The organism is Rhizobium sp. BR 314 (genome assembly GCF_047445805.1).
Classification (GTDB): Bacteria; Pseudomonadota; Alphaproteobacteria; order Rhizobiales; family Rhizobiaceae; genus Rhizobium; species Rhizobium lusitanum_B.
On the sequence record NZ_JARWLA010000003.1, the window covers coordinates 162,986 to 182,703 of the forward strand.

The 19,718-nt window shown below is 60.7% G+C and carries 18 protein-coding genes; 7 read left to right on the plus strand and 11 right to left on the minus strand.

Annotation, left to right across the window (positions count from 1 at the left end; all coding sequences use genetic code 11):
* Positions 1-186: 186 nt before the first annotated feature.
* The gene (locus tag QD461_RS05650; RefSeq protein WP_414086833.1) at positions 187-495 is read right to left on the minus strand and encodes a hypothetical protein; all 309 of its coding nucleotides are present in this window, start codon (positions 493-495) and stop codon (positions 187-189) included.
* A gap of 290 nt (positions 496-785) precedes the next feature.
* Here QD461_RS05650 and QD461_RS05655 point away from each other — a divergent pair, with 290 nt between their 5' ends.
* From QD461_RS05655 to QD461_RS05670, 4 genes are all read left to right on the plus strand, one after another.
* A complete protein-coding gene (locus QD461_RS05655; RefSeq protein ID WP_414086835.1) occupies positions 786-1,799 on the plus strand; it encodes an ABC transporter substrate-binding protein in 1,014 nt (337 codons plus the stop codon).
* 247 nt (positions 1,800-2,046) lie between these two features.
* Complete coding sequence (locus tag QD461_RS05660; protein WP_414086836.1) at positions 2,047-3,060, plus strand: ABC transporter substrate-binding protein; 1,014 nt, start codon at positions 2,047-2,049, stop codon at positions 3,058-3,060.
* Between the two features lie 109 nt (positions 3,061-3,169).
* A complete protein-coding gene (locus tag QD461_RS05665) occupies positions 3,170-3,988 on the plus strand; it encodes an ABC transporter ATP-binding protein (protein WP_113359050.1) in 819 nt (272 codons plus the stop codon).
* Positions 3,989-4,001: 13 nt separating this feature from the next.
* The gene (locus QD461_RS05670; RefSeq protein ID WP_414086837.1) at positions 4,002-4,883 is read left to right on the plus strand and encodes an ABC transporter permease; all 882 of its coding nucleotides are present in this window, start codon (positions 4,002-4,004) and stop codon (positions 4,881-4,883) included.
* 136 nt (positions 4,884-5,019) lie between these two features.
* Here the strand turns inward: QD461_RS05670 and QD461_RS05675 are convergent, their stop codons facing one another.
* The 4 genes from QD461_RS05675 to QD461_RS05690 form a co-directional block, all read right to left on the minus strand.
* Positions 5,020-6,435, minus strand: coding sequence for a sensor histidine kinase (locus QD461_RS05675; protein ID WP_414086838.1), 1,416 nt, complete (start codon positions 6,433-6,435; stop codon positions 5,020-5,022).
* Complete coding sequence (locus QD461_RS05680) at positions 6,425-7,093, minus strand: response regulator (protein WP_184704475.1); 669 nt, start codon at positions 7,091-7,093, stop codon at positions 6,425-6,427. The genes QD461_RS05675 and QD461_RS05680 overlap by 11 nt, the downstream gene beginning before the upstream one ends.
* Positions 7,094-7,156: 63 nt before the next feature.
* Positions 7,157-8,947, minus strand: coding sequence for an alpha/beta fold hydrolase (locus QD461_RS05685; protein ID WP_414086839.1), 1,791 nt, complete (start codon positions 8,945-8,947; stop codon positions 7,157-7,159).
* 10 nt (positions 8,948-8,957) lie between these two features.
* Entirely contained in the window at positions 8,958-10,472 is a 1,515-nt protein-coding gene (locus QD461_RS05690) for a lipopolysaccharide biosynthesis protein (protein WP_414086840.1), read from the minus strand.
* Between the two features lie 183 nt (positions 10,473-10,655).
* Between QD461_RS05690 and QD461_RS05695 the strand changes: the two genes are divergently transcribed.
* A complete protein-coding gene (locus QD461_RS05695; RefSeq protein ID WP_414086841.1) occupies positions 10,656-11,510 on the plus strand; it encodes a glycosyltransferase family 2 protein in 855 nt (284 codons plus the stop codon).
* Here QD461_RS05695 and QD461_RS05700 read toward each other — a convergent pair.
* Both QD461_RS05700 and QD461_RS05705 read right to left on the minus strand, forming a co-directional pair.
* Entirely contained in the window at positions 11,477-12,679 is a 1,203-nt protein-coding gene (locus QD461_RS05700; protein ID WP_414086842.1) for a glycosyltransferase family 4 protein, read from the minus strand. The two genes, QD461_RS05695 and QD461_RS05700, sit on opposite strands and share 34 nt — an antisense overlap.
* 235 nt (positions 12,680-12,914) lie before the next feature.
* The gene (locus tag QD461_RS05705; RefSeq protein WP_414086843.1) at positions 12,915-13,151 is read right to left on the minus strand and encodes an Lrp/AsnC ligand binding domain-containing protein; all 237 of its coding nucleotides are present in this window, start codon (positions 13,149-13,151) and stop codon (positions 12,915-12,917) included.
* 289 nt (positions 13,152-13,440) lie between these two features.
* Here QD461_RS05705 and QD461_RS05710 point away from each other — a divergent pair, with 289 nt between their 5' ends.
* Complete coding sequence (locus QD461_RS05710) at positions 13,441-14,724, plus strand: NAD(P)/FAD-dependent oxidoreductase (protein WP_414086844.1); 1,284 nt, start codon at positions 13,441-13,443, stop codon at positions 14,722-14,724.
* A gap of 141 nt (positions 14,725-14,865) precedes the next feature.
* Positions 14,866-15,855 (plus strand): Ldh family oxidoreductase, encoded by a 990-nt coding sequence (locus tag QD461_RS05715; RefSeq protein WP_414086845.1) that lies wholly within the window; start codon positions 14,866-14,868, stop codon positions 15,853-15,855.
* Between the two features lie 223 nt (positions 15,856-16,078).
* On the opposite strand, the gene QD461_RS05720 is transcribed toward QD461_RS05715, so the two are convergent.
* The 4 genes from QD461_RS05720 to QD461_RS05735 all read right to left on the minus strand — a co-directional run bounded on the left by QD461_RS05720 (position 16,079) and on the right by QD461_RS05735 (position 19,636).
* Complete coding sequence (locus tag QD461_RS05720) at positions 16,079-17,395, minus strand: glucoamylase family protein (RefSeq protein WP_414086846.1); 1,317 nt, start codon at positions 17,393-17,395, stop codon at positions 16,079-16,081.
* Positions 17,396-17,657: 262 nt separating this feature from the next.
* Entirely contained in the window at positions 17,658-18,221 is a 564-nt protein-coding gene (locus QD461_RS05725) for a TetR/AcrR family transcriptional regulator (RefSeq protein ID WP_414086847.1), read from the minus strand.
* Position 18,222: 1 nt separating this feature from the next.
* Positions 18,223-18,687 (minus strand): DUF1348 family protein, encoded by a 465-nt coding sequence (locus QD461_RS05730; RefSeq protein WP_414086848.1) that lies wholly within the window; start codon positions 18,685-18,687, stop codon positions 18,223-18,225.
* An 85-nt stretch (positions 18,688-18,772) separates the two neighbouring features.
* Complete coding sequence (locus QD461_RS05735; RefSeq protein ID WP_414086849.1) at positions 18,773-19,636, minus strand: DMT family transporter; 864 nt, start codon at positions 19,634-19,636, stop codon at positions 18,773-18,775.
* Between the last annotated feature and the right edge of the window lie 82 nt (positions 19,637-19,718).

The window sequence follows — 19,718 nt, forward strand, 5'->3', positions numbered from 1 at the left end:
ATCTCCTTGATCAGTATAGGGGGCCCCAGTGGACGCCACCTCACCTACGACACAGTAGAGTAAGCGGCATGTTAGCAACCTGCCCGCAAAATGTGTGTTAAATATGGGTAGAGTTCAACTAAAAGTCTTTTTCAGTCAGGCCTTGTGTCAAGACAGGCGAATAAACGGCAGAAAAGCCGATTCGCGTCAATGCGGATTGAAGGCGGATGATGCCCTGCAGTTGTAGACCGGGCATAGCGGGTTGTCCCTGGTCGGGACGGAGGTGCGTGCAGCGTAATCGGATACGCTGCATTGCCCGTTGCCGGAGACAAAGCGATCGTAGAGGACAAGAGAGGCTCCCTTCGCGGGATAGCGCAATATGACGGCGCGTTCGCTGGCGATGAGCTGCTGAATGGCAGCGCAAGTTTTGCTCAGCGACTCATAGCGGGAGATCGCCGATGCCGGCCCGGCGACCATGAGTGCGGATAGAGTAACGGCTAAGGCTGCGCTTCTCATGGATTGGCCCCTCGGCGAAAGCATGGATCTTAGATAGTCGCGCCGCAGCAGTTGCCAAGATCGGGCAGCGCTTCTCATTGTAAAGCGATCCGACTCTCTGGTGCTCCGATGCTGAGAGCGGTCAAATTTGCACCGCCAAAACCAAGGAAATAAACCTGCAATCTCGTCCCTTGGGATCGCGCACTGAAAGCCGACTGAAAGGTTGCCTGTCTTAAGCTCGCTCAGCTTCGTGGAGGAAGCATGTTTCGCAGCGTCGCATGGCGCGAGCGTTCAAACCGGAGGAGACATTAATGCGTGCATCACGCACTCTTTTTAACACTGTAGCCCTATCCCTCGTCATGACCGCTGCTTCCTTTGCAGCCCCAGCGGCACATGCCGCCGATAAGATCTCGATCATGGTGGGTGGCTACGAGAAGCAGATCTATCTGCCGGCCAAACTTGCCGAAGGCCTCGGCTACTTCAAGGATGAAGGTCTGAACGTCGAGCTTCTCAACGAGCCTGCAGGCGTCGATGCGGAAAACGAAATGCTGGCAGGTGCCGTCCAGGGCGTCGTTGGCTTCTATGATCACTGCATCGACCTTCAAGGCAAGGGCAAGTTCGTCGAATCGGTCGTGCAGTTCAGCCAAGCGCCCGGCGAAGTCGAGCTGGTCTCGGCCAAACATCCGGAGATCAAGGCCGCCGCCGATTTCAAGGGCAAGAACCTCGGCGTGACCGGCCTCGGTTCCTCAACCAACTTTCTGACGCAGTATCTGGCCGTCAAGGCAGGCCTGAAGCTCGGGGAGTTCACCTCCGTTCCGGTCGGTGCCGGCCAGACCTTCATCGCCGCCATGCAGCAGGATGCCATCCAGGCCGGCATGACGACCGAGCCGACGGTCTCGCGTCTCCTGAAGACAGGCGAGGCCAAAATTCTCATTGACATGCGGACGATGGACGGAACGCGAGCTGCCCTGGGCGGAACCTATCCGGCCGCGTCTCTTTATATGCAGGAGTCTTGGGTTAAGGATCACAAGGAGGAAACGCAGAAGCTTGCGAACGCGTTCGTTAAGACGCTGCATTTCATCAACACCCATTCGGCCGCCGAGATCGCCGATAAAATGCCGAAGGACTTCTATGTCGGTGACAAGGAAGGCTATGTGAAGGCGCTCGAAAACGGCAAGGCAATGTTCACGCCGGATGGCGTCATGCCCGAAGACGGTCCGAAAACCGTTCTGGCTGTTCTTTCCGAGTTTTCCAAGAACGTCCAGGGCAAGTCGATCGACTTGAAGAGGACCTACACGACGGAATTCGTCAAGAACGCCAAATAGTTTGGAGCACCGTTCCAGTCCCTGAAGGGGCTGAGTTTCCGTCAAATCGCGAAGTGAAAGACGAACGCCGGCGGCACATACTGTGCCGCCGGCGTTCACGTTAATAAAATTGTAATGTCGCATCGAAGGGGGAGAAAGCTGAAAGCTAGCTGAAAGGTAGTCTGGGTTAGCTTGGCTAAGCTTCGTGGAGGAAGCACCTTTTCTGCAGCGTCGCATGGCGCAATGATTTAAACAGGAGGAGACATTGATGCGTTCATCGCGCACCTTTTTTCATACCGTAGCCCTTTCCCTCGTCATGACTGCTGCTTCGCTTGCTGCGACGGCTGCCAATGCTGCCGATAAGATCTCCATCATGGTGGGCGGTTACGAAAAGCAGATCTATCTGCCGGCCAAGCTCGCCGAATCCCTCGGCTACTTCAAGGACGAAGGCCTCGAGGTTGAGCTTCTCAACGAATCCGCCGGCGTCGACGCCGAAAACCAGCTGCTGGCTGGCGCCGTTCAGGGCGTCGTCGGCTTCTACGATCACTGTGTCGACCTGCAGGCCAAAGGTAAGTTCATCAAGTCTGTCGTGCAGTTCAGCCAGGCGCCCGGCGAAGTCGAGCTGGTTTCGGCCAAGTATCCAGATATCAAGTCCTTCGCCGATCTGAAGGGTAAGCGCGCCGGCGTCACCGGCCTCGGCTCGTCCACCAACTTCCTGACGCTCTACATGGCGTCGAAGGCTGGTCTCTCCCCTGCCGATGTTACGCCGGTTCCGGTCGGTGCCGGCCAGACCTTCATCGCCGCCATGCAGCAGGACGCCATCCAGGTAGGCATGACCACCGAGCCGACGATTTCCCGCCTCCTGAAGACGGGCGAAGCCAAGATCCTCGTCGATCTGCGCACGCTGAAGGGAACCGAGAAAGCGCTCGGCGGTACCTATCCGGCCGCTTCGCTTTATATGGATGCGGCATGGGTCGACGCGCATAAGGAAGAAGTGCAGAAGCTGGCGAACGCCTTCGTGAAGACGCTGCGCTTTATCCATACGCATTCGGCAGCCGAAATTGCCGACAAGATGCCGAAGGACTTCTATGTCGGCGATAAGGACGGCTACATCAAGGCTCTCGACGCCGGCAAGGAAATGTTCACGGCCGACGGCGTGATGCCGGAAGATGGTCCGAAGACCGTTCTCGCCGTGCTCTCGCAGTTCTCCAAGAACGTCAAGGGCAAGACGATCGATCTGTCGAAGACGTACACGACGGAATTCGTCAAGAACGTCAAGTAAGCAGTCATAACGCCGCTTCCGGCGGGTTCTGGAAGCGGCAGTTCAAGAGACTTCGCAGTTCACTGGGCTTTGCGTGCACGCCCTGAAGGCACGCGTCAGGATCAGCACCATGCAACAGGATGAACGCCGCACCCCGGCGATCGAGCTCATCAATGTCAGTCGCCGTTTCGTATCGCCGACCGGCAAATCGTTGACCGCACTGCGCGATTTCAACATGACCGTCGAGCGCGGCGAATTCGTCGCCGTTGTCGGACCAACGGGCTGCGGCAAGTCGACGACGCTCAATCTCGTCACCGGACTTGCCAAGCCGAGCGCCGGCGAAGTTCGCCTGATGGGCGGCCCGGTGAATGGCATCGACCCGCGCGTCGGCTTCGCCTTCCAGACGGATGCGCTCTTCCCTTGGAAGAATGTCATCGAAAACGTCATGGCCGGCCCGCTTTTCCGCGGCAAGTCGAAGGCCGAGGCCGAGAAGATGGCCAAGGACTGGCTCGCCCGCGTCGGCCTTTCGAAGTTCCTGCATCACTATCCGCATCAGCTCTCGGGCGGCATGCGCAAGCGCGTCTCGCTGGCGCAGACCTTCATCAACGAGCCGGAAATTCTGCTGATGGACGAGCCCTTCTCGGCGCTCGACGTGCAGACCCGTACGGTCATGCATGAGGAGCTTCTGAAGCTCTGGGCCGAACGCCAGGCGTCGGTTGTTTTCGTGACGCACGATCTCGAAGAAGCGGTGGCGCTCGCCGACAAGGTCTATGTGCTGACGGCTGGCCCCGCGACGGTCAAGTCGGTCTACACCATCGACCTGCCACGCCCGCGCGTCGTCTCGGAGATCCGCTACGAGCAAAACTTCATCGATTATTGCAAGACGATCTGGGACGACCTGCGCGAAGAAGTCGAAACCAGCTATCGCCGTGCCGCGGAAGCGGCATAAGGGAGGATTGATCATGGCAAACACAGCTCTCGAAGCAGGCAATGCTCCGATCTTCCGCGCCGGTACTTCGGACGCGGAAATCGAAGCCGCAGCGCTGAAGGCGCTCGCTCGTCGCAAGTATGTCGTCATGGCCTGGCAGATCGGCATTCTGCTCGCCATCCTCGGTCTCTGGCAGGTCGCTTCCGACCTGCACTGGATCGATCCGTTCTTCTATTCTAGCCCATACGGTATTGCGTTGCGCCTCTGGGACTGGATCAGCGAAGGCACCGAAAGCGGCTCGCTCTGGTACCATCTCGGCGTCACCATGGAAGAAGCGCTGATCGGCTTCATCATCGGCTCGGTCACAGGCGTTCTCGTCGGCGTCGCCCTTGGCCGCAACAAGCTCGCCTCCGATATCCTGTCGATCTATATCAAGGCGATCAACTCGATCCCGCGCGTCGTTCTCGCGCCGATCTTCGTGATGATCATGGGTCTCGGCCTGCCGTCCAAAGTGGCGCTCGCCTTCATCATGGTGTTCTTCGTCGTGTTCGCCAATGCCTTCCAGGGCGTTCGCGAAGCCGACCGCAACATGATCGCCAATGCGCGCATTCTTGGTGCTTCAAACTGGCAGGTGACCCGCAACGTCATTCTGCCGTCGGCAATGAGCTGGATTTTTGCGAGCCTGCACATCTCCTTCTCCTTCGCCATCATCGGCGCCATCGTCGGCGAATTCGTCGGATCGCTGGCCGGTATCGGCTACCTGATCTCGATCGCCAAGGGCACCTATGACGCAGCCGGCCTCTATGCCGCGATCATCCTCGTGATGGTCGTCACGCTCGGTGCCGAATATGTGATGACGGTCATCGAGAACCGCATCACCCGCTGGCGTCCGCAGCAGAGCCTCGATACGCACTAAGCACTGCTTTCTGGTGCCTCCCAAGGCCAGTGGCCGGGCATTTTGCCCGGCCTTTTTTGCCTGTGCGGGCACAGGGGCCTCCTTCCCCCGCAAGCGAGGAGACGAGACCATCCCACCGGCACCGCGGCCTGCACTCTCACACGGCCGGCAGGCGTACGCTGACCAACAAGCCGCCGCCGCCGGCATCGGCGAGTGTCACAGATCCGCCGGCGCCATCGACGACTTCGCGGACGATTGCGAGCCCCAGGCCGCTGCCTTCCGGCTCCGTGCCCATGATGCGATAGAAGCGTTCGAACACCTGGCCGCGCTCGGCTTCAGGAATGCCCGGTCCATTATCCTCCACCCATAGCAGTGCCGTATCGTCTTCCCGTCCGACACCGACCGTGACTCGGCCGTCAGGCTGCGTGTAGCGCAAGGCGTTGTCGACAAGATTGACCAGCATTTCGCGCAGCATGGTGCCGTCGCCCTCGACGCGAACGGGCGTTTCGTCGGCTTCCAGCCCCAGATCGATATTCCGGCGCAATGCCTCTTCCGCCAGGGTTTGCAACACTTGCCGGGCCGTGTCTGCGAGATCGATAGTGTCGTTTCGCGGCCGGCGGCTGCCTGGCTCGGCGCGTGAGAGCGTGAGAAGCTGGCTTGCAAGCCGCGTGACATGCCGCGTGCTGGAGCGCAATGCGGCCAGCGCCTCGTCGCGGTTGCGGTCGTCGGTTTCTCGCGCGGCAACGCTTGCCTGCGTCGAGATGAGCGCAAGCGGTGTGCGTAGCTGGTGGGCAGCATTGGAAACGAAGCGACGTTGCGCCGCCATTTGGTTCTGTACGCGCTCCATGTGGTCATTGAGGGCGTGCACCAATGGGCGCAGTTCGCTCTGCACCATGTCCGGCTCGAGCGGGTCCAGCCGCTGGCGGCCGCGCTCGCGCACTGCGTCCCGCAGCCGCAGCACCGGCGACAAGCCGCGCTGCAGGCCGAGAATGGTGACGAGGCCGGCGATCAGCACAAGCGCGAGCTGCTTTGTGAAATCCGACAGCCACAATCTGCGGCGCATGGCATATTGGCTGTTGTGGGTCACGGCAACGGCGACGGAAATCGTGCCGTCCTGACCGAGGCCGACCACAGGATGGCTCAGCATCAGCATGCGGACGCCGTCGCTTCGAAAGGTCCTGTCCTCGCCGATCATGTCGCGCTTTGGCCGCGACATATCGGGAAAGCCGGCGACAAGATTCCCCCATGCCGTCACGACCTGGTAGAAGACGCGGTCGCCATAGCCCGTATCGAACATCTCCAATGCGGCGGGTGGGATGTCGCTCTGCACGGTGCCGCTAGCATCGACACGTACGGCCTCTGCGATTACCCGAGCCGAAGCGAGTAGGGTGCGATCGGTGACGAGCTTGGCGGTCGCATCGGCGGTCCGGAAGCTGAGGTAGAGGTTGACGCAGATCGCGCCGATCAGCGTCAACACCACCCAGGCGAACAATTGGACGCGCAGGCTATTCTTCAGTGCCCGGATGGTTCGGCGCAGGCGGCCTTTCGTCGGGGGAGTTTCCTCACTGCGCATGACGGAGGAGGTAGCCCAGTCCGCGAAGCGTCGCTATCTGCACGGTGCTGCCTTCAAGCTTCTTGCGGACGCGGTGGACGTAGATTTCGATGGCGCTGGTATCGGCGAGATCGTCAAAGCCAAAGACGCTTTCCGAGAGCGTCGCCTTGGTCACGGTCGTTCCGGCCTTCATGACGAGATGTTCGAGCACGGCATGTTCACGTGGGGTCAGCGACAGGGCTTCGCCGGCAAGATAGAATTGCCGGGTGCCGCCATCGAACAGCAGGTCGCCGACGGCGATTTCGGGTGCGGCGCGATCGTGGCCGCGGCGAACGGCGGCGCGGATGCGCGCCTCGAGCTCGGCAATCTCGAAGGGTTTGGCCAGGTAGTCGTCGGCGCCGCTGTCGAGGCCGGCGACCCGGCCGTCCAGGCTGGCATTGGCCGTCAGGATGATGACCGGCACCTTGTTGCCGCTCTGGCGCAGGCGCTTCAGCAGCGTCAATCCGTCCATTTTAGGCAGCGACAGGTCCAGAATGACGACGGCATAGGCCGCCACCTTCAACATATGTTCGGCATCTTCGCCGTCATAGGCGATATCGACGACATATTGCGCCTGACGCAGCGCCTTGCTGAGCCAGGACGCCAGTTCGCGATTGTCTTCGACGATCAGGAGCCTCATGGAGCAACTATACAGCAACCGCCTGAGATGGCGAGTATTGCGGTCGATGATTGCAGTCGAGATTCAAGCCTTTCCAAGCCTCAATCCCATCTCCTTCACCTCCTGCAGATAAATCCTGCGTGCATCGGGAGGGGTCAGATTGTGGTCCGCCTCGGCAATGAGAGTAAGACGGATCTCGGGGAACTGCTTCAGGCCAGCCGCATCCTGGCCGAACTGCTCGCGGAGATGATCGAGGCCGATGTCGTGGGCGCTATAGATCAGCGATATGTCGACCCGGCGCTTGGAGAGCGCGCGGAAGCCGTTGATGACCGGGCCTTGAGCGCCGGCAAGGAAAGGCAAGACGCCGAGCAATCGGCGCCCTGAGCGCATGGCGCGGCGGCTGAGCACGGTCGCAAGGTTGCGCAACGCGCTTTTTGCATCGATCTGTCCGCCCAAAAGCCGCTTCAGCGTTTCCAGCTGCAGGAATTTCCGTCCGTAGGTTTCAAGCGATCGCGGGGCGAAACGCAGGGCCTCGTCGACCGACCGGCTTTCGTCCCAGGAGAAACTGTAGGGGTTGGCTGTCACGAGGCCTTGGCATCTGGTATCGCGCACCGCTGCCTGGAAGGCGAGATAGCCGCCGCTGCAGCGGCCGATGGCAAAGGCCGGCAGAAGCCTGCGTGCTTCCAGGAGGTCGAGCGCTTCGGCGACGTCGCGTTGCTGCTCCTTTGAATAGAGCACTTGTTCCGGTGCATCGGGGAGTGGAGGGCTGTCGCCGACATTGGCGGTGTCGAAGCGCAGCGAGGCAATGCCGTCGCGGGCAAGTGCCCGCGCCATAGTGACCGACATCCGTCCCCAGCCGGCATGCCTGTCATAGGCGGTGGTCAAGAGTAGCGCTGTCGCGCCTTTACGTTTGCCCTCAGGCTCGCAGAGAATGCCGTAGAGGCGCTTTCCTTTGCCGAAGCGCAGCGGCGTTTCGACAAAGCCTTCGCCGACGAGCGATGCGGCACTCGCTACCTCGGGATCGTTCGGCGCAGAGACGCCGGATTGGCCGGCAATGGACTTTGCCCACTTCACGACCTTGTGGCCAGCGATTGCAGGCATGACGGCAATGGTGGGGTTGGACACCAGATCGTCGTAGCCCTCATATATTGCTTGCTCGACATGCGGGACCAATGTCTCGACATGGCGGGCAAAGTCCGCATCGCCCGGGCGGTTGGGTCTTGCAAGCACCAGGCAGTTTGGAGTTGCGAGCCCGGCAAGGTTCATCAAATTGAGCTTCTTGACGGCGTCGGCAACCGTGTCGGGCATGCGCAGGCTGGCGACGGTGACGCCTTCCGTCTGGCGCTGCGCTTCCGAAAGACCCATGCTCTCGTCGATCATCTTCGACCAGACGGTCAGTTCGCGCAGATGCGCGCGGCCGGAGGTGACGGGTGCGAGAAAGGCGATGCCGTCGATTTCGGTAGTGCGCTCCGCCAGCCGGCTGGCGATGACGCTGCCAAGGCCCTGGCCGATAAGGATTAGACGATCGCAGCTGGAAAGTGATTTCAACTTTGCCGCGGCGGCAAGTGCCGTCTTTTCCCAAGACGTCAGACCTTCGCCGTCGTCGGCAAAGTCGAGTGCGTCACCGGTGCCGGTATAGTCGAAACGCAGGCTGGCTATACCGACATCGGAAAGATCTTCCGCCAGGATCCGCCAGAATTTTCGGAGGCACATTTCCTCGAAGCCCCAGGGGCTGAGAAACAATACCGCCGTGCCTGCCGATGGCTTGGCGGCGGCCATAAACAGCCCGACCGTGCCGGCGAAGGTCACTGGCATTGCAGCCGATCTTATGTCTTTCGTTTCGTGTTGATCTTCGGCGGCTCCCCAACCAGCCATTATTTTCTCCTTACATTCGACGCGGCGCCAATAACGCCAGAGCGTGAACAGCAATCGGATGCGTGCGGGCAGGCAGCCGCGCCGCAACTCTCTGCAGGACGTCGATGTCCTCGGCCGGCACCGCCTTCAACAGCCTGAGGGCGATACCATAGGCGAGAGCACCCGCAATGATGGCGCCCACCAGCCCTGCAATACCGGCCAAGGCTTGAACGAAGCTGTAGGCGGTAGCGGCGCAGAGAATGGCTGCCATCGTCACCTTGGCGAGGTTGAGCATCATGCCGCGCGTCGAACCTTCGAATTCCATGCGCCGCACCATCAGCAGGCAGATGGCGGTAAAGGCGAGGAAGCGGACGAGTGCAGCGCCTTCGCCACCATAGAAGGGTACGGCGATGAAACAGCCGACGACCATGACGACGCTTCCGATGAGGCCGATGATGGTGCGCTCGCGTACGCGATCGAGCGAGTAGAGATATTGCGTGCAGATCTGCATGACGACGTAGGGCGCCGCGGTCAGGGACAGAAGTGCCACCATGCCGCCGCTCGGCTCGAAGGGCTTGCCGAAGATCGTCACCACCAGCTCGGGTGCTATGGCCGCAAGGCCGAAGCTCATCGGCAGCGTGATGTAGGCCAGACTGCGCGCCACGCCGGCAAAGACGTGCACTGGCAGCTTGTCGGAGGCGCGTGCATGCATCTGCTCGGAATAATAGGGCAGCAGGCTGCCGCTCAACTGCACCGGCAGCTGCAGCGCCAGATTGGCGAGCGACAGGCCCACGGCATAGAAGCCGACCGCTTCGATGCCCCAGTAGTGCTGCAGGAACAGCAGTTCGATGCGGTTGAGGAAGATCGAGCTGTTGACGAGCTCCACGGAAAGAACGAGCGAGGAGCTGACGAGAGAGGCGAGGCCGACGCCGCAGCTGTTTTTGCGGGCGATGGCGATCCTTAGGGTCGCAAAGAACATCGGCAGCTGGCCGATCGCATAGCCGGCAAGAGCACCGCTGACGCCATAGAAGATCGCGCCGATCAGTACGGTCACCAACTGCAAGCCCGAGCTCATCAGGGTGAGGCGCAGAAACGCGCCGAGCTGCTGCTCGCCGATCAGATAATTCTTGCTGTAGGCGCCGAGCGACTGAAGAACGAAGAATACGCCGGTGATGGCGACGACGGCGGATGCATCGCCGGCCCAATGCAGCCGCTCCGTATCCCAATAGTAGGCGACGTAGCCGACGAGCAGGACAACCGTGGCAAGGATCGTCGGCTGCAGGAGATAGGCAGCAAAGCCAAGCCGCTCCTCCGTCGAGTAGCCTCGTCCCTTCAATTGCGGCAGCAGGCGCAGCAGGGTAACGCCCGCTCCGAGTTCGGCAACGAGCGCCCCCGTCGTCGTCAGCCACAGCGAGAAGGCGATGATACCGTTGGCTTCCGGGCCGAGCAGACGCGCGGCAATGATCGAACATGCAAAGCCGGTCGCGAGCAGGCTCAAACCGGCTACAGCGTTCAATACCGAATTTGCCATGATGCTCTTCGTCATGAAGATGACCGTCCCTCAATTCGCCGAAACTCAATAGGCATCCGGCTCTTCGCGGAGATAGCGTCAGCTTTATTTCATATGCCTTAATATTTAGGGTTTAATGCTGAACCAAGTTCATTTTTTACTTCGGCTAATATTCGCTCCTTTGATGTTGGTCGAGTGGAACTTGCCCGGAGGCTTCCGTTGTTCAGCCTTGTCGTCTGCACGGTCGATCGCTTCGACCAGCTCGAACGCCTGTTTCGATCACTGGGCGAGCAGCGATACCGGAAATTCGAGGTCATTCTCGTAGACCAGAATGTCGACGGTCGCCTGAACGAACTCATCGAGCGCTACTCTTCCCAGTTCGTCATCCGTCATACCCAATCTGCGAAAGGGCTTTCTCGGGCACGCAACAATGGCATGGTCATCGCCGAAGGCGACTATGTTTGCTTTCCGGACGATGATTGCTGGTATGAGCCCGATACGCTCACCACGGCCGAGGCACTGTTGATTGCGCATCCCGAGATTGCAATCGTTACCGGCCGCACGCTGGATGCCGAGGGCATAACCTCCGTCAGCCCGACCGGCGACGTCCAGCTTGAATTGACGCGTTGGAACTACCTCAGATGCGGCAACTCGAACGGCATCTTCGTGCGCCGTGCCGCGCTTGCAGAAATAGGCGGCTTCGACGAAAATCTCGGTGTCGGCTCGGAATCGCCCTTTCAGAGCGGTGAAGAGGCCGATTTTCTGTTGCGGGCGCTTGCCGTCGGCAATCGGGTAAGATTCTTTCCGAACCTGATCGTCCATCATGATCGCGTTACTACCGACTATGGTCCGCGGCAGGTAGAGCGGGCGCGCAAATATGGGCGTGGCTTCGGTGCGCTTATTCGCAAACAGGCGTTTCCGTTTCCCTACGTGGCGTACCGCCTGCTCAGGCCCATCACAGGTTGGCTTTTGGCCTTGGTCAGTCTTAAGCGCGATGCGGCGCGCTACAAGCGTGCGTGGCTTCTGGGGATTCTGGAGGGCTATGCGGCCTGGCCGCGTTGGCGCAGCAGCTGAGGCGACTTGCCCTTCGGAGCCAGGGTTTGGGAGTAGACATCCATATAGCGCTGCGCCACCTCGTCCCACGCATAGGCGCGGGCATCGCGCAGCAGTTCCTGCCGCAATGTTAGGTCATCAGCCTGAAGTCGTTCGAACGCGGCGGTCAGGCTATCGGCGGCGGCTTCCGGATCGGAGAAATCCGAGAGCATCAGTGCCGGATGGGTTTCGGCCATCGCCTTATAGGCTTCATTGGTGTTCAGCACCGGCAAGAGACCGGCGCTCATGGCCTCGATTGCCACGAGGCCGAAGCCTTCATATTCGGAGGCCGAGGCAAAGAGCGAAGCGCGAGCGATAATGTTGCGGATCGAGCAGTCGTCGATCGATACATGCAGCGAAACGTTCTGTTCGAGGCCGCGGGCAGCAATCTCTTTCTCAAGCGTCGGCTTGTCGAGATCGGAGACTGCGCCGATGATATCGAGGTGCCAGTCGGCGTGGCGGGCGGCCAGAACCTTCATGGCGTCGAGCATGCGATCGAGCCGCTTGTTGACCGAGAAACGGCCGATGGTGACGATGCGGCGGCGTGCCTCCAGCGCGGCGCAGTTGGCGAATTTGCCAACATCGGCGCCGTTTTCGATGAGGCGCACGCGGCTTTTGGCGATCTTGGAAAAGAGCGCGGCATCGGACTGGCTGCAGCAGATCACGGAGTTATAGCCGAGCGCCGAAAGCCGCGTTGCCGTATTGAACCAGATCTTCTTGATGGCGGCGTATTTCGGCGTGTGGAAGAAGCCGCCATGGGTGGTGGCGACCATGGGCCGGCCATGCATCAGCTTGCCCCAGGTGAGCGCGTCGAAAAAGAAATCGACGGCATGGACGTGCACGAGGTCGGCGTCGGAGATATGGCGGAACACCTGCGGTGCCAGCGGGTAGCGGCTGGAACCGGACCAGGCAATACGCACGATCTCGATGCCGTCGATCGTCTCGTTTGCCGGGAGTTTGCGTGTGGGATCGGAGAATAGGCTGTTGCAGGTGACGACGCGCACGCGATAGCCGCGGGCGATCAGCTGCCGACAGAGATTGGCAACCACGTCTTCCAGGCCGCCCTTGTTCGGCAGGAACTGGCGCACGACGTGTACGATCAGCGGCGCGGTTTGCTTGTTTGCCTGAATATCCGCAACAGCCGATGTCATCTACTCACCCTCGACCCCTATGCCAGGCAACGTGCCGGCAATCCGGCGCTGCAGCGCGCCGCTTGTTGATCAGCCGGCAAAGCAGATCACCCGAGCGGTTAAAAAGGGCTTAATCGCGGGCGAAGGCCGCGCTGTTTCGGGCAAGAGGGTTAATGGCGCAGCGGGTGCTGAAGCGCATTGAGCTGGCGAGGTGAGGGGACAGGGTGATTGGCATCGCCCCTCACCCTAGCCCTCTTTAGAACGCTCGGAAGGTCAGGGTCGTCAGCGAGCGGATGATGCCGGGGATATTGGCGATATGGTCGTTGATGAACTTGCCGATATCCTGTTCCTCAACGATGTAGACCTTCATCAGCAGGTCGTATTCGCCGCTAGTGGAATAGAGTTCCGACACCAGCTCCGTCTGGTAGATTGCATCAGCGACCTCATAGGTTTTACCCGGTGCGCATTGGAGCTGAACGAAAATAGGCTTCATGAGATTGTCCTGGTTCTTTCGGCGGCCGAAACGGCGGCCAGCGTTTCCCTATAATGCTCGAAAGCGCCGCGGCCACGCAAGTTTTTCTCCGGAGCCGGATGATTTTTGATCCGTTCGACCTAAAATCTGAATCCGCTCTGGAACCAAAGAAGTGGAGCATGATCGCGTTCGAAAACCGATCACGATTTCGGCATCATGTTCCGTCTACCGGATGTCGTCCTTGCCGCTTTCGCAATGGCAAGTGTAACGCTAGATTGCCGCGATTGCCTCTGTCGATTGGACCGATTTCATGCTGAATGATCCCCGTTCCCATGGCCTTTGGGAAAAGACTGCGCCGCAGCCGCCGGCGACAGAGCCGCTTGCCGGTCATGTTTCCGCCGATGTCGTCGTGGTCGGCGGCGGTTATACCGGATTATCCTCGGCGCTCCATCTCGCGGAGGCGGGCAGCAGCGTCGTGTTGCTGGAGGCCAACGAGATCGGCTTCGGCGGGGCAGGGCGCAATGTCGGCCTCATCAACGCCGGCATGTGGGTGATGCCCGACGACCTTCCCGGAGAGCTCGGCGCCATTCATGGCGAGCGGCTTCTCGACCTTCTCGGCAATGCGCCGCGACTGGTGATGGAGCTGATCGACAAGCATGGCTTCGCCTGCGAACTCGAGCGCAACGGCACGCTGCATTGCGCCGTCGGCCCGGCAGGCTTGAAGGAAATCGAGGAACGGGCGCGTCAGTGGGGCAAGCGCGGCGAGCCGGTGACGGTGCTCGATGCCAAGGAGACGGAGCGCCGTATCGGCAGCGCCGCCTATGCCGGCGCTCTGCTCGACATGCGTGCCGGCACGCTGCAGCCGCTTGCCTATGCGCGTGGCCTCGCTCATGCCGTGATCAAGGCCGGCGTTGCCATCTACACCGGCAGCCGGGTCGCTTCGACGGAAAAGAGCGGTACGAAATGGGTGGTATCGACCGACGCCGGCAAGGTCAGCGCCAATTGGATCGTCGTCGCGACAGATGCATACAGCACCGGCCCCTGGGAACAGGTACGAAACGAACAGGTGCACCTCCCCTACTTCAATTTTGCCACCGTGCCCCTTGGCGACAATCTTGCGAAATCGGTACTGCCTGGGCGCGAAGGTGCATGGGATACCAAGGAAATCCTGTCGTCCTTCCGCATGGATCAGGCTGGCCGGCTGGTGTTCGGCAGCGTCGGGGCGCTGCGCAATACCGGCCTATCCGTGCACAAGAACTGGGCGCGGCGATCGATCAGGAAACTCTTCCCGCAGCTCGGCGAGATTCCCTTCGAATGCGAGTGGTATGGCAAGATCGGCATGACCGACAACGCGCTGCCGCGCTTCCACAAGTTCGCGCCCAATGTCGTCGGTTTCTCCGGCTACAATGGTCGCGGCATCGCGCCGGGCACCGTCTTCGGCAAGGTGCTTGCCGGCCATATCCTCGGCCATATCCCTGAAGCCGATCTGCCCTTGCCGGTGACCGATGTCATCGAGCCGAGCTTCAGGACGGTGAAGGAAATGTGGTATGAAGCCGGCGCCCAGGCGGCGCATTTCGTTGGCGCCAGGGTTTAAAAGAACGAGCCACCGCCACGCGAAGAGCAAGCTGCCGATAACGATGGGACCCAACGGAATGGCCGGCTGTTTGCTACATTGCGATGAGGGCGATGACGTCGTAGAGAGTCTTCATCCCCCTCTGTCTTAAGGTTTCACATCATGCACCTGTCGCTCACCGAAGCCGAAACGCTGGTCGTGGAGGCGCTGCAGCGTAACGGGGTGAGTGCGGAGAATGCCCGCTCCGTCGCGGTGGCATTGGCAGCGGCGGAAGCTGCCGGGCAGGGAGGCCACGGCCTGCGCCGCGTGCCCGCTTATGCCGGACAGGCCAAGGCCGGCAAGACCGATGGCCTCGCCGTGCCGAAAATGAGCAGACCATTCCCCGCCGTGCTGCGCATTGATGCAGGCAATGGCTATGCTTATCCCGCACTCGATTTGGCCGTTGCCGAGCTTCCGCATATTGCCTGCGAGCAGGGGATTGCGCTTGCCGCCATCAGCCGTTCGCACCATGCCGGTGTCATGGGTCTGACGGTGGAGCGCTTTGCCGATCTGGGGCTGGTGGCGCTGATGGTTGCCAATGCGCCGGCGGCCATGGCGCCCTGGGGCGGCAAGGCACCGGTCTTCGGCACCAATCCCATCGCCTTTGCCGCGCCGCTTCCCGGCGACGATCCGATCGTCATCGATCTCGCGCTTTCGAAAGTGGCGCGCGGCAAGGTGATGGCGGCGCGGCAGCAGGGTGCGCCCATTCCCGCAGGCTGGGCCTTCGACCGAAAGGGAAGGCCGACCACCAGCGCCGAAGAGGCGCTCGAAGGCACGATGGCGCCCTCGGGGGATGCCAAGGGCGCAGCGCTTGCTCTCATGGTCGAGATTCTAGCGGCCGGCCTCACCGGTGCCAACTATGCCTTCGAGGCGTCGTCGCTCTTCGACGATAAGGGTGCTCCGCCGGCACTTGGCCATACGATCATAGCCATCAATCCAGCTGCTATGAGCGCAGTCGACACGGCGCAGCGCCTGACCCTGCTTGCAAGCGAGATTACCCGGGATCCGGATGTTCGCTTACCCGGCCGGCGCGGGCAGAGTTCACGGCGCCTTGCTCTGGCCGAAGGCATCACCGTCGAGGACGAGGTGATTGAGGCAATCACGCGGCTTTGAGCGGCTGAAGACCATGATCGGATGAATGTGTTTTGCCGGTGGTTAAATATGGCCCCTCACCTGAGCCCGCTCCCCGCATGCGGGGAGCGGGAGTCACCGCGCAAAACAAGGCACCGCAAACCGGTCAATTGCCTGGCTCGATCGTTCCCTCTCCCCGCGTGCGGGGAGAGGGTTAGGGTGAAGGGCTAAGTCCGAGCACTGAGACTGGCCGACGATCTTCAAGTCACGCGACAGCAGGCTTCTCGTCCAGCCAACCACCGGTGAAGCCCGCGCGTTCAAGGCCGGTGCGGAGGATTGACGACTGGCGCATCAGGTTCCAGATCATGCCGGTGCGGGCATTTTCGATCATCATGACCAGCAGGCCCTGGTCGAGCGCGACCGAGCGGTCGTCCACCCAGCCTTCGGGGCCTGGGCCATTGACGCTCGGATTGAAACCGCCGGGGAAGCGGCCGTCGAGCAGCAGGTTAGGATAGGTCGAAAGCAGCGCCTTCGTTCCGTCCAGCGCGGCCTGGCGGTCGAAGGGCAGACAGGACAGCGGGCCCCAGGGCGCGATCGTGCCGTCATCCGGTCCGAGCGGCGCGCCACGTGCGGCATAGCCCAGGAGTTTCGGAGCGTATCGCAGGCTATGTTTCGTGCCTGTCTGATTGGGGCCATCGCAGGCCGAAAGGCCCCAGATGTCCTTCCCGTAATCGACGAAGTGGTTGGGATTGCGATCCGTATAGTCGCGCTGGACTGATATTGCCGTCTGCGTGTTGCGGAAGTAGTCGATGCCCTTGTCGGCAACGTGTTTGTCGCGGATATCGCGGAAATCGATCCAGGCGTGGGAGAAGAGGTGAATGAACAGCGGACCGGCGTAAAGGTAAGGTGTTTCCTGGAAGGTCATCCAGGTATAGGTCGAGGCGAATGCGTCGTAGCTGGACGGTGGGATCGGGTGGGTCGGCGAGCCGAGCGCCAGGACATAGAGGAAGATCGCTTCGTCATAGCCCTGATAACGCCAGCGCAGGAAACCGCTTCCCGGTTTCCAGCCCATGCTGATCGTCGGCCCCTTGTTCAGCGCCCAGTGCCAGTCGCAGCGTTCGTAAAGGAATTTCGCCTGTTTGCGGATATCCCGCTCGGCCTGGCTATTGCCGGTGAAATAGGCTGCGGCCGTCAACACGCCGATCAGAAACAGGCCGCTATCGATGGTCGAAAGCTCGCTGTTCCAGGCGCGCTTTCCGGTCTCCATGTAGAGGAAGTGGTAGTAGAAGCCGCGATGGCCGGTGGCGCCACGTTCGGTGCCCTGCTGGCTATCAGCGAAGAAATCAAGCGTTGTCAGCACGCGCTTGGCGGCATCGGCCCGGCTGATCCAGCCGCGTTCGACGGCAACCGGATAGCTCGATAGCGCAAAGCCGACTGCGGCGATGCTGCAATGGCTCGTCTTGATTGATGTATCGGCCACCAGTCCATTTTCAGGATTGGTATGAAGCATGAAATATTCGAACGCGGACCGTTGCAAGCGATCGATCAGTGCGTCGTCAGTTTCGTCTACCTGCTGCAGCATCGTCTATCCGTCTCCTCGGCGCTCCCATTCCCTGCTGAACATAGGAGCTTGGATAGTTGCAAATCAAACATGGTTAACATTGCCATACATTTATGGAGAATTGTTTAAGATCAGGGTCTTATGCAGCGTACATCGTCGGGTCTCGCCATCGATCCCGTGACTTCGGCAGGCGCTTGGCCGTTTCGAGGCCGCCCGATTCGCCCGTTTTCAGACGGGATGCGATCACATGACGGGCGGTGATTCGATATGGCTTCCGGCAGAACTAGCTGAGCGCAGCTTCCATTCTTTGCCTCAGCCTTGCGAGGGTTCTGCCGAAAATCGTGTCGTCGCCAAGGGCTCTGGCGAGTGTCAGTGCGCCCTGGATGCCGACGACGGTCTCTTCGGCAATTGCTTTCGCCTCGTTGTCGCCCAGCCCTGCCTTGATCAGAGACCCGGCAAGCGCTTCGATCCAGCGCTGGAAATAGCCATGGATCATGCTTGTGAATCGATCGCGGGTTTCGTCGAGGGCGAAAGCGCCGATTAGGCATACACGGCGGCCGGAGCGGAAATAGCTGTCCGTCGTCTCCCACATGCGGGCGATGGCCGCGCGTGGCTCCTGCTCCTCGAGCGGTCTGAACATTTCGGTGACGAACCAGGCGTCGATATCGGCCATGATCTCCGCCGCCATCTGCTCCTTGCCCTCGGGAAAGAAGTGATAAAGGCTGCCCTTTGAGAGCTTTGTGCGAGCGGTGATCTCGCTCATCGACGCCCCCTCATAGCCGAGTTTGCGAAAAACTTCGGCAACGAGGGCAACGGCATCAGATTTTTCGAAGACGGTGCGCGCCATCTCAGAGGCCGAGTTCCGAAAGGCCGGGATGATCGTCAGGTCTACGGCCGAGCGGCCAATGGAACTTCCGGTCTTCTTCTTTGATCGGCATGTCGTTGATGGAGGCGAAGCGACGCTGCATCAGTCCGTCCGCATCGAATGCCCAGTTTTCGTTGCCGTAGGAGCGGAACCAGTGGCCGCTATCGTCGCGCCATTCATAGGCAAAACGGACGGCGATGCGATTGCCGTCAAAGGCCCAGAGTTCCTTGATAAGGCGGTAGTCGAGTTCCCTTGCCCATTTGCGTGTCAGGAATTCGACGATTTCCTTGCGGCCGCGGGGGAATTCGGCGCGGTTCCGCCATTGGCTGTCTTCCGTGTAGACCTTGGAGACGCGCTCCGGGTCGCGGCTGTTCCAGCCGTCTTCGGCCATGCGGACTTTGGCGATTGCGGTTTCAAGAGTGAATGGCGGGACGAGAGGGGTCTGCATGATGTGCTCTTTCTAAACCAATTGGTCTTTAGTAGACTGATCGGTTTAGAAGGTCAAGCGGCGCGATTGGAGCTGGTGTGCCGGCTCAGCGTGCGAACTTCCTGGCGCCCGCGACGCAGCCGACGACGGCGATCGTTACGGCGAGCATGGACCAGCTGACGCTTTCCTTGAGTAGCGCGGCCGCAAGCGCAAAGCCGAAGAAGGGCTGCAGGAACTGCAGCTGACCGACAGCTGCGATGCCACCCTGGGCGAGGCCGCGATACCAGAACACGAAGCCGATCAGCATGCTGAAGAGCGAAACATAGGCAAGGCCGATCCAGGCCGGGCCACCGATGCCGATGACCGTGTGTGGCATGGTGATGAGGCATAGCGCGATCGTAACCGGCAGGGATAGGACGAGTGCCCAGCAGATGACCTGCCAGCCGCCGAGCCGGCGCGACAGCACAGCTCCTTCAGCATAGCCGAGGCCGCAGATGAGGACGGCTGCCAGCATCAAAAGATCGCCGACCGGCGAGGCCGATACGCCTTGGCTGAGCGCATAGCCGCTGACGAGCGCGCTGCCGATGGCGGAAAATATCCAGAAGGCAGGGCGTGGCCTTTCACCGCCACGCAAGACGCCGAAGATCGCGGTCGCCAGGGGCAGTAGTCCGATGAAGACGATGGAGTGCGCCGAGGTTACATGCTTGAGCGCCAGTGCCGTCAACAACGGAAAGCCGATGACGCAGCCGAGCGACACGATCGCCAATGGCACGATATCGCTACGCACGGGCCGTTTTTCGCGAAAGAGGAGTAGCAGGCCCAGACCGAGTAGCCCGGCGATGACTGCGCGGACAACGGTCAGGAAGAGCGGATCGAAGTCCATGACGGCCACGCGCGTGGCCGGTAGTGACCCGCTGAAGATCACCACTCCGATCAATCCATAGATCCACCCTGCCGTCGCCTTGTCCATGTTTCACGCTCCTTCTTGCTCGCAGCGGTATCGGAGAGTTCGTCTAGCCAAGCCAGAGACAGTGCAGTACAATTTGCGAGAA